11 protein-coding genes are annotated in these 13,454 nt (G+C 76.4%); all 11 read left to right on the top strand.

What is annotated here, in order from left to right; all coding sequences use genetic code 11:
- Positions 1–125: 125 nt before the first annotated feature.
- On the top strand, positions 126–1,289 hold the full coding sequence (locus ACYQ02_RS11235; RefSeq protein ID WP_460040506.1) for a uracil-DNA glycosylase: 1,164 nt from the start codon (positions 126–128) through the stop codon (positions 1,287–1,289).
- Positions 1,286–1,804, top strand: a complete 519-nt coding sequence (gene tsaE, locus ACYQ02_RS11230; RefSeq protein ID WP_460040505.1) for a tRNA (adenosine(37)-N6)-threonylcarbamoyltransferase complex ATPase subunit type 1 TsaE — start codon at positions 1,286–1,288, stop codon at positions 1,802–1,804. The genes ACYQ02_RS11235 and tsaE overlap by 4 nt, the downstream gene beginning before the upstream one ends.
- Complete coding sequence (tsaB, locus tag ACYQ02_RS11225; protein ID WP_460040504.1) at positions 1,801–2,832, top strand: tRNA (adenosine(37)-N6)-threonylcarbamoyltransferase complex dimerization subunit type 1 TsaB; 1,032 nt, start codon at positions 1,801–1,803, stop codon at positions 2,830–2,832. Before tsaE ends, tsaB begins: the two co-directional genes overlap by 4 nt.
- A gap of 104 nt (positions 2,833–2,936) precedes the next feature.
- Positions 2,937–3,641 carry a ribosomal protein S18-alanine N-acetyltransferase gene (gene rimI, locus ACYQ02_RS11220; protein WP_460040503.1) on the top strand — a complete coding sequence of 235 codons (705 nt, stop codon included), beginning with the start codon at positions 2,937–2,939 and terminating at the stop codon, positions 3,639–3,641.
- Entirely contained in the window at positions 3,638–4,699 is a 1,062-nt protein-coding gene (tsaD, locus tag ACYQ02_RS11215) for a tRNA (adenosine(37)-N6)-threonylcarbamoyltransferase complex transferase subunit TsaD (protein WP_460040502.1), read from the top strand. Before rimI ends, tsaD begins: the two co-directional genes overlap by 4 nt.
- Positions 4,700–4,895: 196 nt before the next feature.
- Entirely contained in the window at positions 4,896–5,603 is a 708-nt protein-coding gene (locus ACYQ02_RS11210; protein ID WP_460040501.1) for an acyltransferase, read from the top strand.
- Positions 5,604–6,001: 398 nt separating this feature from the next.
- The gene (murC, locus tag ACYQ02_RS11205) at positions 6,002–7,435 is read left to right on the top strand and encodes a UDP-N-acetylmuramate--L-alanine ligase (RefSeq protein ID WP_460040500.1); all 1,434 of its coding nucleotides are present in this window, start codon (positions 6,002–6,004) and stop codon (positions 7,433–7,435) included.
- A 188-nt stretch (positions 7,436–7,623) separates the two neighbouring features.
- Complete coding sequence (gene guaB / locus ACYQ02_RS11200) at positions 7,624–9,165, top strand: IMP dehydrogenase (RefSeq protein WP_460040499.1); 1,542 nt, start codon at positions 7,624–7,626, stop codon at positions 9,163–9,165.
- A gap of 50 nt (positions 9,166–9,215) precedes the next feature.
- Positions 9,216–10,715 (top strand): bifunctional folylpolyglutamate synthase/dihydrofolate synthase, encoded by a 1,500-nt coding sequence (locus tag ACYQ02_RS11195; protein WP_460040498.1) that lies wholly within the window; start codon positions 9,216–9,218, stop codon positions 10,713–10,715.
- 160 nt (positions 10,716–10,875) lie between these two features.
- Positions 10,876–12,060: an acetyl-CoA C-acetyltransferase gene (locus tag ACYQ02_RS11190; RefSeq protein ID WP_460040497.1), complete on the top strand. Its 1,185-nt coding sequence runs from the start codon at positions 10,876–10,878 to the stop codon at positions 12,058–12,060.
- A gap of 18 nt (positions 12,061–12,078) precedes the next feature.
- Positions 12,079–13,437 (top strand): molybdopterin molybdotransferase MoeA, encoded by a 1,359-nt coding sequence (locus tag ACYQ02_RS11185; protein ID WP_460040496.1) that lies wholly within the window; start codon positions 12,079–12,081, stop codon positions 13,435–13,437.
- Positions 13,438–13,454 lie beyond the last annotated feature (17 nt).

The raw sequence follows: 13,454 nt of genomic DNA, 5'->3' as shown, positions 1-13,454 counted from the left end.
CCCGGCCGGACGTGGGGACGGCCGGCCCGCTTAGGCGCGGACTCCCGCAAGCGGCGGCGACTCCGGTCCCGGCCGGGCCCCGGACCGGGCGGCGGGCGCACCCGTCAAGGAGGCAAGGCAGCAAGGTGGCGCGACCCGAAGCGGAGCTCATGGGCATCGCCGACATGTGGACGCTGGAGCAGGTGGTCAAGGGCTGCACCGCCTGCGGGCTGCGGGCCGGTTGCCGCGGCGTGGTCTTCGGCGACGGCAACCCCGCCGCCCGGCTGATGCTGATCGGCGAGGGGCCGGGCGCCGACGAGGACCGCCTGGGCCGCCCCTTCGTCGGCCGCGCGGGCCAGCTGCTGGACCGCATCCTGGCGGCGTGCGGGTTCGACCGCCAGAAGCACGTCTACATCGCCAACGTGGTCAAGTGCCGCCCGCCGGGCAACCGCACCCCCACCCCGGAGGAACGGGCCGCGTGCCTGCCCAACCTGCGGGCCCAGATGCGCCTGGTCCGCCCGGCCATCGTCGTGCTGCTGGGCGCCACGGCCCTGCAGGCGCTGATCGACCCCACCGCCCGCATCACCCGGGCCCGGGGGCAGTGGATCTACCGGGACGGCGTCTGGTACATGCCGACCTACCACCCGGCCGCCCTGTTGCGCAACCCCGGGCTCAAGCGGGACTGCTGGCACGATTTCAAGAAGGTGATCGACAAGTACCGGGAGCTGGTCGACCCCGACCACGTGGCGCCCCACTACCCGCCTGCGGCCGGCGAACCGGCGGCCGGCCACCGGCAGCCGGCCGTCCCGCCGGAGGGGGAGGAACCGGCCCCTGCGGCGGAGGCCGGTCCCTGGGGCATCCTGGGGCTGGGAGCTTCGGTGGCGGAAGGGGAAGCGGCGGCGGCCGCCGAGCCAGCCCCCGCCGAGCCGGCCCGCGCCGAGCCGGTCGCCGCCGGTCGGCCCGCGGCCGATCAGCCCGCGGCCGGCCGGCGGGCAGTAGATCCGTCCACGGTCGCTCGCTCCGCGGCCGATCCGGCCGCACCCACCGGCCCGGCAACCGGCCAAGCCGGACCCTCCGGGCGAAAGGATGGCGAAGGCGTGCAGCTCACCCTCTTCGACGCCGCCGAGGCCGCCCCCGAGGCGGCCCCCAAGGCGGCCCAGGGGATCCTTCCCGGCCGTCCCGCCGCGACGGCCCGCTCCCACCGGGTCCCCGGTCGGGAGACGCAGGAGGCCGGGGACCCCCGAGGGGTTGGGGAGACCCGCGGGGCCGGGGAGACCCGGGAGGCCGGCCGGGAGGTGGACGGCCGGTGACGGCCTGGTCCACCGCCGTCCCCTCGGCTGAGGCCATGGAACGGCTGGGTGAGGAACTGGCCGCCCTGCTGGCGCCGGGGGATTGGATCGCGCTGACGGGCCCCCTGGGGGCGGGGAAGACGACCCTGGTGCGGGGTCTGGCCCGCGGCCTCGGCCACCGGGGCCGGGTGTCCAGCCCCACCTTCACCCTGGTCCATGTCTACCGCGGGCGCCTGCCCCTCTACCACCTGGACCTGTACCGGCTGGAGGACGAGGGCGCCCTGCGGGAGGTGGTGGACCCGGCGGAGATGGAGGCCGCGGGCGCCGTGGCCGTCGAATGGGCCGACCGGGCCCCCGGGTGGATCCCCGGCGACGCCCTGTGGCTGGAGCTGGCTCCCGGGCCGGGGGGCGACGGGCGGCGGGTCACGGCCCGGGCCGCCGGGCCGCGGGCCCAGCGGCTGCTGGCGGCCCTGGCGGCAAGGCCGGCGGAAACGGGAAAGCCGGCGGGAGCGGGAAAGGACGAGGGCAAGCGGTGAGGTGGATCCTAGCCATCGATACCTCCGGCCCCGGCTGCGGCGTGGCCCTGGTGCAGGGCGACCGGCCGGCCGGCGTGGAACGGCTGGCCGCCCCCGGGACGAACCGGACCCTGATGCCCGCCATCGACCGCCTCTGCCGCCAGGCGGGCATCGGCCCCCGGGGGCTCGACGGGGTCGCCGTGGCCCTGGGGCCCGGCTCCTTCACCGGCCTGCGCATCGGCCTGGCCGCTGCCAAGGGCCTGGCCGTCGCCCTGGACCGCCCCCTGGCCGGCGTCGGCACCCTGGACGCCGTCGTCCTGGCCGCCCGGGTCCCGCAGCTGGCCCAGGTGCCGACCCCCGTCCCTTCCGGGGCCTCTGGCGGCGCGGGCCGGCCGGCGGCGCCCACCCCGGCCCCGGAGGGGGCGGCGCTGCCGGAGGCCCTGGGGGCGCCGCCCGGACCGCCCGGTGCCCCGGGCGGAGCCGGGGTCTGGCTGGTGATCCGGCCCGCCCGCCGCGGGGAGTACTACGTGGCCGCCTACCGGGACGAACCCGGCCCCGCCGCCCATCACGCCCCCGCCGGCGGGAGCGGCAGGGGGGCGGCCGCGGCGGCGCCCCAGCGGCTCTGGGGCCCGGAGCTGCTGCCCGCTGCGGTCCTGCGGGCCTGGCTGGCCGGGCCGCCCGTCCTGCCGCCGCCCCTCCTGCCGCCCGGGGACGCCGCGGACGGCGCCGGCGGGCCGGCCCAGCCCGGACCGGCCCGGCCCGCCGGGGACACGTGGATCGTGGTCGTCGACCCCGACCACCGCGCCGCCCTGGGCCTAGAGGGGGCGGCAGCGGATCGCCAGCCGGGGCCGGTAGCGCCGCCGGGGCCGGTGGGGCCGGCGGGGCCGGTGGTCGTGGCCGACCCGGGGGCCGTGCCCCTGGCCGTGGCCCGGCTGGCCGCGCCGCGGCTGGCCGCCGGCGGTGACGATCCCGCCCTGCTGGCGCCCCTGTACCTGCCGGCCGGTTCCACCTTCCGGCCCTATCCCCACCCGGGGGGTGCGGGGGTCTAGACCTCGGTCCCTGGGGGCGGGTCCCGGCCCCGGAGCGCCGTGGCGGGATCCGGAGCCGGGGTGCGGCGGGGAGCGGGCAAGGATGGGCGGGGAAGGATGCTATGATGAAGGTGCCCTGGCGGGAGGTGAGCGGGGTGGCCCTTTCCCACGACGTCCGGCTCGAACCCGGCGAGATCCGCATCGAACCCATGACGCCGGGCGATCTGCCCCTGGTGCTGGCCATCGAGCGCCGCTCCTTCCCCACTCCCTGGTCGGAGCGGGCCTTCACCAGCGAGCTGCGGGACAACCTGTACGCCGACTACATCGTGGCGCGCCACGGCGACCGGCTGGTGGGCTACGCCGGCATGTGGTGCATCCTGGACGAGGCCCACGTGACCACCATCGCCGTCGATCCGGAGTTCCGCGGCCGCGGCGTGGGCAACCGCCTGCTGACCGCCCTGGAGGAACGGGCCCTGCGCTACGGCTGCCGCCGCATGACCCTGGAGGTCCGGGTCAGCAACCACGTGGCCCAGCGCCTCTACCTGCGCCACGGCTTCCGCCCCTGCGGGATCCGGCGGGGCTACTACGTCGACAACGGCGAGGACGCCATCATCATGTGGCGGGATCGCCTGGACCCGCCGGGGCCCGTGGCGGCGGAGGAACCCGGCCCGGCCGCCGCCCCTCAAGGTGCGGCCGGCACCTCGGGGGGCGGCGCAGGGATGCCGGCCACGGCCGGTTCGTCCGGCGACGCCGGCGGCCCGGCGACTGCCGGGGAGGGCGACGGCCTCTCCCGTCCGGATGCCGGCCGGAGGGGGAGCGAGCCGGCGTGAGCCGTCCCCACCTGACCCTGGGCATCGAGACCAGCTGCGACGAGACCAGCTTCGCCGTGGTGGCCGGCGGCCGGCGGATCCTGGCCAACGTCATCCTCAGCCAGACGGGCGAGCACGGCCGCTACGGGGGCGTGGTGCCCGAGCTGGCCTCCCGGCGCCACGTGACCAATGCCGTGCCGCTGCTGCGCGCCGCCCTGGGCGAAGCCGGCGTCGACCTGGCGGCTGTCGACCTGGTCGCCGTCACCCGGGGGCCGGGCCTGGTGGGCGCCCTGCTGGTGGGCGTGTCCCTGGCCAAGGCCCTGGCCTGGGCCCTGGACAAGCCGCTGGTGGGCGTCCACCACCTGGCCGGTCACATCTTCGCCAACTTCCTGGCCGGGCCGGGGCCGGAGCGGCCGGCGGAGCCGCGCCTGCCGGCGGTGGCGCTGGTGGTCTCCGGCGGCCACACGGACCTGTTCCACCTGCAGGAAGGGGGCCGGTTGGAGTGGCTGGGGGGCACCCGGGACGACGCCGCCGGCGAGGCCTTCGACAAGGTGGCCCGGGAACTGGGGCTGGGCTATCCCGGTGGGCCGGTGATCGACCGGCTAGCGGCCCAGGGCGATCCCCAGGCCTTCGCCTTCCCCCGGGCCATGCTGGATGACGACACCCTGGACTTCAGCTTCAGCGGCCTGAAGACCGCCGTCCTGTACGAGCTGGAGCGCCGCGGCTGGCGGGACCCGGCGCGGCGGGCGGAACTGGAGGCCCACCTGCCCGATCTGGCCGCCTCCTTCCAGCAGGCCGTGGTCGACGTGCTGGTGGCCAAGACCCTGCGGGCCGCCCGCCAGGTGGGCGCCCGGCAGATCTACCTGGCCGGCGGGGTGGCGGCCAACCGCCGCCTGCGCCGGGATCTGGAGGCGGCGGCCGCCGCCGAGGGGATCGGCCTGGCCTGCCCGCCGCCCGTGCTCTGCACCGACAACGGGGCGATGATCGCCGCCGCCGGCTACGCGGCCTGGACGCGGGGCCGGCGGGACGGCCTGGACCTGGACGTCGATCCCGATCCACCCCTGGACGAATGGTTTTAGCGTGGTTTTAGCGAGCGCCGGCGAGCTGGGCTGCGCGAGGGCGCGGCCTAGGCCGGCCGGGCGCCAGTCCGAAGGCGCCGGCCCGAAGGCGCCGGCCGGGCCAGAAGGGGGAGGGATGGCCGAGGTGGCGGTCGCGGACGGGCAGGGGCGGCCCCAAGAAGCCCGGGGGGCGCCGGGCCCCCGGTGGGCCCAAGGGATGCCAGGCTCCCCAGCCTCCCCAGACACCCCGGGGGTGCCAGGCGCCCGGGGGGCCCATGGCCGGCAGGACGCCCTGGGGCATCCGGCGGGCCATCCGGCCGGCCGCCCGGGCGGCGAGCTGACCTGGTCCCAGGCCCTGGTCGCGGCCGGCCGGGCGGCCGGCGGGGCCGGAGGGGCCGGTTCGTCCGGCGAGGAGGCCGGGGGACTGGGGGTGCCCCGCCAGCAGCGGCTGCAGCGGCGGCCGGTGCCGCCGGGCCGCAACTCCCTCCACTACTGGCGCGAGGCCAAGAGCCTGCCGCGGGTGGCCTGGAACTTCGTCATCATCTCCCTGTGCCGGGTGTTGCCCTGGTTCGGCCTGAAGAACTTCCTCTACCGGCGGCTGGGCATGCGGGTGGGCCGGGATGTGGCCTTCGGCCTGATGGCCATGGTCGACGTCTTCTGGCCCGAGCTCATCCAGGTGGGCGACAACAGCATCATCGGCTACAACACCGTCCTGCTGGCCCACGAGTTCCTCATCGACGAGTACCGCACGGGCCCGGTGATCATCGGGCGCAACGTGATGATCGGCGCCAACTGCACGATCCTGCCCGGGGTGGTGATCGGCGACGGGGCCGTCGTCTCCGCCCACTCCCTGGTGAACACCGACGTGCCGCCGGGGGCCGTGGTGGGGGGCGTGCCGGCGCGGCCCCTGCGCAGCCGGGCGTGAGGGGCCTTGCGCCGGGCGGCCCCGCCGGCATCGGGCGTGCGCGGGGGCGTGGGGACCGGGCGGTTCCACCGGCATCGGGGGTGCGAATGTTTTCCAGCCCGGGGCACCAAGCTAGCCCTGGGGAGCCGGGCAGCGTCCTGCGGGGAGCCCGGCCGCGCCCCTGCGGGGAGCCGGAAGGCAGCCCCTAGGGGGAGACGGACGCAAGCCCCCTGGGGCCCAGGCTTCGTGACACCGGCGCGCGCTGCGGCATACATCGTGAAATGCCCCGGCCGGCGGAGGAACCGGTGTGCCCGTGGCTGGTGGATCTTTCGTCCGGCCGCCGGGGCCGGGTGGACAAGGGAACGGGCGGGGCGATGCGAATTCATGGGGGCATAGATGCAGGGAAGGTGGAACGGGCGATGGAGGAACCGGGGTACGCGCCCCCCGTCGACTGGTCGGGCAAGCGAGTTCACTTCATCGGCATCGGCGGCTACGGGATGAGCGGCCTGGCGCGGGTGCTCCTGGCGCGGGGGGCCCGGGTCAGCGGGTCGGACGTCAAGCCCTCCGACCGGACCCGCTGGCTCGCCGAGCACGGGGCGGAGGTCCACATCGGCCATGACGCCCGCCACGTGGCCGGGGCGGAGCTGGTGGTCTACAACACCGACGTGCCGGCCGACAACGTGGAGCTGGTGGCGGCCCGGGAGGCGGGCATCCCCGTCTGGCACCGCTCCCAGGTGCTGGCCGACCTCCTCAACCACCGGCAGGGCGTGGCGGTGACGGGCACCCACGGCAAGACGACGACCACGGCGATGACGGGGCTGGTGCTGGTGGCCGGCGGCCTCGACCCCACGGTGCTGGTGGGGGGCGAGGTGCCGGAGTTCGGGACCGCCACGGCGCGCCTGGGCGACGGCCCCTGGGTGGTGGCGGAGGCCTGCGAGAGCGACGGGACCTTCCTGCGCTACTTCCCGCAGATCGCCGTCGTGACCAACGTGGAGCCGGAGCACCTGGACCACTACGACGGAGACTTCGACCGGCTGCTGGCGGCCTTCCGCCGCTTCCTTGACAACGTCCGGCCTGGCGGCCTGGTGGTGGCCTGCGGCGACCACCCGGTGGTCCGGCGCCTCCTGGCCGACCTGCCGGCCCGGGTGCGGGTGGTGCGCTACGGCACTGAGGCGGAGGACTGCGACCTGCGGGCCCGGGACGTGCAGGCGGGACCGGAGGCCACCCGCTTCACCGTCTGGCAGGGCGCCCGGCCCCTGGGCGAGGTGTCCCTCGCCGTGCCGGGCGAGCACAACGTGTTGAACGCCCTGGCCGCCCTGGCGGTGGGCCTGGAGGTCGGCGTGCCCTTCGACGCGGCGGCCCAGGCGCTGGCCGGCTTCCACGGCGCCAAGCGGCGCTTCCAGGTGATCTACGACCGGGACGGCATCCTGGTGGTTGACGACTACGCCCACCACCCGACGGAGATCCGGGCCACCCTGCGGGCGGCGCGCCAGCGGCGGGGCGCCGGCGGCCGGGTGATCGCCGTCTTCCAGCCCCAGCGCTACTCCCGGACCCGCCTCCTGATGGACGAGTTCGCCCGGGCCTTCGGCGACGCCGACCAGGTGATCCTGACGGAGATCTACGCGCCGCCGGGCGAGCGGCCCATTCCCGGCGTCTCCAGCGCCGTCCTGGCCGAGCGCATCGCCCGCCAGGAGGGCCGGCCGGTCGAGCTGATCGGCAGCCGGGACGACCTGATCGAGCACCTCCTGGCGACGGTCCGGCCGGGCGACCTGGTCCTGACCATGGGGGCCGGCGACATCTGGACGGTGGCCCGCGACCTGGCCCAGCGGCTGCAGGCGGTGACGCCCGCCTGACGGGCGGGCCCGCCCCGGCCGCCGGTGCGGCCCGGGCGGCCCGCCGGCCGGTTCGTCCCGCCCTGCCGTCCCCCATTGCCAGGCCCTCCCCGCCGTGTTACCTATGGAACCAATAACCCGGGTGCGCCGGACGGCCGGGCGGCGCCGGTGCCCGGCCTGGCCGGAACCCCGGTGGGGAGGGGCGAGACGTGAGGGCCGAACCCATCGCGGCCGGTTCCACCGGCGACGGGCTCGCCGGAGGAACCGGCTCCGCGGCCGCCGGCAAGGCCGCCGGCAAGATCGTCACCGAGGGCCTGACCTTTGACGACGTGCTGATCATTCCCGCCGCTTCGGAAGTGCTTCCCCGCGACGTCGACGTCTCCACCCGCCTGACGCGGCAGCTGCGCATCCGCATCCCCCTGGTCTCCGCCGCCATGGACACGGTCACCGAGGCCCGCCTGGCCATCGCCCTGGCCCGGGAGGGCGGCATCGGGATCATCCACAAGAACATGCCCGCCGAGCAGCAGGCGGCGGAGGTCGACAAGGTCAAGCGGTCCGAGCACGGGGTCATCGTCGATCCCTTCTACCTGTCGCCCCAGCACCGGGTGCGGGATGCCCTGGAGCTCATGGCGCGCTACCATATCTCCGGGGTGCCCGTCGTCGGCGACGGCGGCGTGCTGGTGGGGATCATCACCAACCGGGACGTCCGCTTTGAGGAGAACCTGGACCGGCCCATCGCCGAGGTGATGACCCGGGACGGCCTGGTCACGGCGCCCGAGGGGACCACCCTGGCCCGGGCCAAGGAGATCATGCGGCAGCACAAGATCGAGAAGCTGCCGCTGGTCGACGGGGCCGGGCGCCTGCGCGGGCTCATCACCATCAAGGACATCGAGAAGGCGATCCGCTACCCCAACGCGGCTAAGGACGACAAGGGCCGGCTGCTAGTGGGGGCGGCGGTGGGCGTGGGGGCGTCCGGCCTGGAGCGGGCGGACGCCCTGGTGGAGGCCGGGGTCGACGTCCTGGTGGTCGACAGCGCCCACGGCCACTCCCGCAACGTGCTGGAGACGGTGCACGCCTTGAAGCGGCGCCATCCCCGGGTCCCGCTGATCGCCGGCAACGTGGTGACGGCCGAGGGGACGCGGGCCCTGATCGAGGCGGGGGCGGACGCCGTCAAGGTCGGGGTGGGGCCGGGCTCCATCTGCACGACCCGGGTGGTGACCGGCGCCGGGTTTCCCCAGCTCAGCGCCATCCTGGACTGCAGCCGGGAGGCGGACAAGTTCGACGTGCCCGTCATCGCCGACGGGGGCATCAAGTATTCGGGGGACATCGTCAAGGCCCTGGCCGCCGGCGCCAGCTCGGTCATGATCGGCAGCCTGTTCGCCGGCACCGAGGAGGCGCCGGGGGAGCTGGAGATCTTCCAGGGCCGCAGCTTCAAGGTCTATCGGGGCATGGGCTCCCTGGGCGCCATGCGGCAGGGGGGCGCGGACCGCTACTTCCAGGAGGGCGAGGCCAAGTTCGTGCCGGAGGGGGTCGAGGGGCGGGTGCCCTACCGGGGCCCCCTGGCCGAGACGGTCTTCCAGCTGGTGGGCGGCCTGCGGGCCGGGATGGGCTACGCCGGGGCGCCGGACATCGAGACCCTGCGGCGCCACGCCCGGTTCGTCCGCATCACCGGCGCCAGCCTGGTGGAGAGCCACCCCCACGACATCACGGTGACCAAGGAGCCCCCCAACTACTGGCTGGGCCGGTCCTGAGCTCCCTGGGCGGACGAACCGGCCCGGCGGCACAAGGTGGGACGCAGGGGTTGCAGGGAACCACGTCGGGCGAGGCGGGGGCGGGCCGGGCGGCCGTCGCCTACCTGCAGGGCTTGAGCCGGTTCGGCATGCGCCTGGGCCTGGAGCGGGTCCGGCGCCTGCTGGCCGGCCTCGGCCACCCGGAGGAGGGGCTCCCGCCCGTCTACCACATCACCGGGACCAACGGCAAGGGTTCCACGGCCAGCTTGATCGAGGCGATCCTCAGGGCCGCCGGCTACCGGACGGCCCTGTTCACGTCGCCCCACCTGGTCCACTACGAGGAGCGGTTCCTCTTCGACGGCCGGCCGGTGCCGGGGGTCGAACTGGCCGCGGCGGTGGACCGGGCCCGGCGGGCCGCCGCGGCCATGACCGAGCAAGGCGGCGAGCCGCCGACGGAGTTCGAGGTGGCGACGGCCGTCTTCTTCCTGCTGGTGCAGGCGCGGCGGCCCGACGCCGTGGTGCTGGAAGTGGGCCTGGGCGGCCGCTACGACGCCACCAACACCGTGCCCCAGCCGGCGGTGGCGGTGGTGACCAACGTGGCCCTGGACCACATGGACCGGCTGGGCCCCACGGTGGAAGCCATCGCCTATGACAAGGTGGGCATCGCCCGCCCGGGGGTGCCCCTGGTCACGGGGGCCCTCGACCCGGCGGCCCTGGCCGTCCTGCGGCGGGAGGCGGCCGCCCTGGGGGCACCGCTGTGGGAGGTGCGGCCGGCCGCGGAAGCGGGGAAGGACGCCGGGCCGCCGGGGATCGGGATCGCCCCCAGCGCCGCCGCGGCGGCCCCATCCGGTCCGGGTGCCCCCCTCGAGGCGGCGCCGGCGCCCGGCGGCGAGCTCCCCGGGACCGGGGTGCCGGCGGCCGTCGCCACCTACCGGCTGCGGTCCACAGGACCCGGCGGCTCCCGCTGGGATTACCGCGGGCCGGCGGCGGCCGCCCGCTGGGACGACCTGCCGCTGGCCCTGGTCGGCCCCCACCAGGTGGCCAACGCGGCGGTGGCGGTGACAGCCCTGCTGGCCGCCGCGGGCAGCGGCCGGGGCCTTTTCGTGGACCGCCGGGCGGTGGAACGCGGCCTGGCCGCCGCCCGCTGGCCCGGCCGCATGGAGCGCGTCCGCTGGGAGGGCCGGGAGCTGTGGCTGGACGGCGCCCACAACCCGGCGGGCATGGCGGCCCTGGCCCGGACGGTGGCCACCCTCTGGCCGGGCCGGCGGATCCTGGTGGTGCTCGGCATGCTGGACGACAAGCAGGTGGAAGAGGCGGCGGCCGCCCTCGCTCCCGTGACCGAACGGGCCGTGGTGACGGAACCGCCCTCGCCCCGGGCGGCGCCCGCCCAGCGGGTGGCCCAGGCCCTGGCCGGCTGCGGGGTGCCGGCGGTCATCCGGCGGGACCCGCTGGCCGCGCTGGCCCTGGCGGTGGCGGAGGCCGGGCCGGACCAGCCCGTGCTGGTGACCGGCAGCCTGTACCTGGTGGGGGCGATCCGTGGTCACGTCCTGCACCCGGCGCCGGGAGCCTAGGCCGGCGGGGAGGCCCCCACGCCCCGCAAGGGATCGGCCGCCGCGGGGCCGAACTGCCCGGTAGGGACCGGCCGCGGCACGGCCCGGGGCCGGTTCGTCCCCCGGCCGGGGGCGGGCCGGGCGCGAAGCGGGTTGAGGCCGGTCCTGGGGAGGGAGCGCCATGCGGGAAACGGTGATCATCGACGGGGCGCGGACGCCCTTTGGCAAGTTCGGTGGGGCGCTGCGCGACGTGCCGGCGGTCGACCTGGGCGCCGTGGCGATCCGGGCCGCCCTGGAGCGGGCGGGCGTGGCCGCCGGCCAGGTGGACTACGTGCTGATGGGCATGGTCGTCCAGGCGGGGGCGGGCCAGATCCCCTCCCGGCAGGCGGCGGTCAAGGCCGGGCTGCCGGTGACGGTGCCCTCGGACACCATCAACAAGGTTTGCGCCTCCAGCCTGCGGGCGGTGAATCTGGCCGACGCCCTGATCCGGGCGGGGGACGCGGCCGTGGTGGTGGCCGGCGGCATGGAGAGCATGAGCCAGGCGCCGTACCTGGTGCGGAAGGCCCGCTGGGGGGCGCGGATGGGCCACGCGGAGCTGGAGGACGCTCTGCTGACCGACGGCCTGCTCTGCGCCTTCGGCGGCTGCCACATGGGGGTCTACGGCAGCCGGGTCGCCGCCGAGTACGGCATCACCCGGGAGGAACAGGACCGCTGGGCCTTGCGCAGCCACCAGCGGGCGGTGGCGGCGATGGACGCGGGCCGGCTGGCGGAGGAGATCGTCCCCGTGGAGGTGCCGGGTCGCAAGGGCGAGGTCACCCGGGTGGAGGCCGACGAGGCCCCCCGCCGGGACACCAGCTATGAGAAGCTGGCCGCCCTGCCGCCGGTGTTCGAAGAGGACGGCACGGTGACGGCGGGCAACGCGCCGGGGATCAACGACGGCGCCGCGGCCCTGGTGCTGATGGACGGCGAGCGGGCCCGGGCCCTGGGGCTCAAACCCCTGGCCACCATCGTGAGCCAGGGCCAGGCCTCCCTGGATCCCCCTTACCTGCACACCGTCCCGTACTACGCCGCCGAGCGGGCCCTGCAGAAGGCCCGCCTGAGCTGGGACGACATCACCCTCTTCGAGGTCAACGAGGCCTTCGCCGCCGTCGCCCTGACCACCATGAAGCTCGGCAACTGGGACCCGGAGAAGGTCAACGTCAACGGGGGCGCCGTGGCCCTGGGCCACCCCATCGGCGCCAGCGGCGCCCGCATCCTGCTGACCCTGGCCTACGAGCTGTGGCGACGGGGTGGCGGCTACGGCATCGCCACCATCTGCAGCGGCGGCGGCCAGGGTGAGGCGACGCTGATCCGGGTCGAAGCCTGAGACGGGGGGCGACCCGCCTTGTCGGACCTTCACGCCATGGTACCCGGCGGTGCCGGGGGGCCGGGGGAGGAGCGGGCGGCCCAGGAGGGTGCCGGCCGCGAGGAGCCGGCCGGCGAGCCCACCGGTCCCTCCTTCCGGCCGCCCTTCCCCACGGACCGGCTGCCCACGGTGGCCGAGGCCCGGGAGCGGATCCTGCGGGCCGCGGGCCGGCCGCCCGCGGCTGCGGAAGAGGTGCCTTTAGCCGCGGCCCTGGGCCGGGTGCTGGCCAAGCCCGTCTACGCGCCGGAGGACGTCCCCGGCTTCCACCGCTCCACCGTGGACGGCTACGCGGTGCGGAGCGGCGACCTGCGGGGCATCGAGCCCGGGCGCCCGGCCCGGCTGCGGGTGGTGGGGCGGGTCCTGGCCGGCCAGGCGGCCGCCGTGGCGGTGGAACCGGGCCAGGCGGTGGCGATCCCCACCGGCGGCATGCTGCCGCCCGGCGCCGACTGCGTGGTGATGTTCGAGCACACCACCCGGGAGGGGCCCTGGCTCCTGGTGCACCGCTTCGCCGGGCCGGGCGATAACGTGATCGCCCGGGGGGAGGATGCCGCCGCCGGCCTGGCCCTGATGGCGCCGGGACGGCGGCTGGGGCCCGCGGAGCTGGGCGCCCTGGCCGGCGCCGGCGTCACCCGGGTGACCGTGGCCCGGGGGCCGCGGGTGGCACTGCTCCTCACCGGCGATGAGGTGGTGCCGCCCGAGGCGACGCCGGGACCCGGTCAGATCCGGGACATTAACGGGGTCGCCCTGACCGCCAGCCTGCGCCAGGACGGGGCCGAGCCGCTGGACCCCGTCTACGTTCCGGACGAACCCGCCGCCTTCCGCCGGGCCCTGGCGGAGGCCCTGGCGGCCGCCGACCTGGTGCTGATCTCCGGCGGCAGCTCCGTCGGGGAGCGGGACCTGACCGCCCAGCTGGCGGCGGAACTGGAGCCGCCGGGGGTGATCCTCCACGGGATCGCCCTCAAGCCCGGCAAGCCCACCCTCTTCGCCATGGCCGGGCGCAAGCCGGTGTTCGGCCTGCCGGGCAACCCGGTCTCGGCCCTGGTGGTGTACCGCCTGCTGGTCCGGCCGCTGCTCCAGCGCTGGCTGGGCCTGGAGCCCCAGCCGGGTCCCGGCCCCCGGATCCGCGCACGGCTGGAGACGGCCCTGCGCCGGCCGCCGGACCGGGAGGAGTACGTGCCGGTGGCCCTGATCTGGCGGGGCGGCGAGTACGGCGCCCGGCCCCAGCCCCGCAAGTCGGGCCTGATCACCGCCCTGGCCGGTGCCCAGGGGCTCGTCCACCTGCCCCGGGACATCGACGGCCTGCCCGCCGGCGCCGAGGTGGAGGTGATCCCCTGGTGAACGAGGCGGCGGGGCCC

Source organism: Thermaerobacter litoralis (assembly GCF_054654595.1).
Note: the sequence above shows the minus strand (reverse complement) of the source record. Positions and strands in the feature narration are given on the sequence as shown.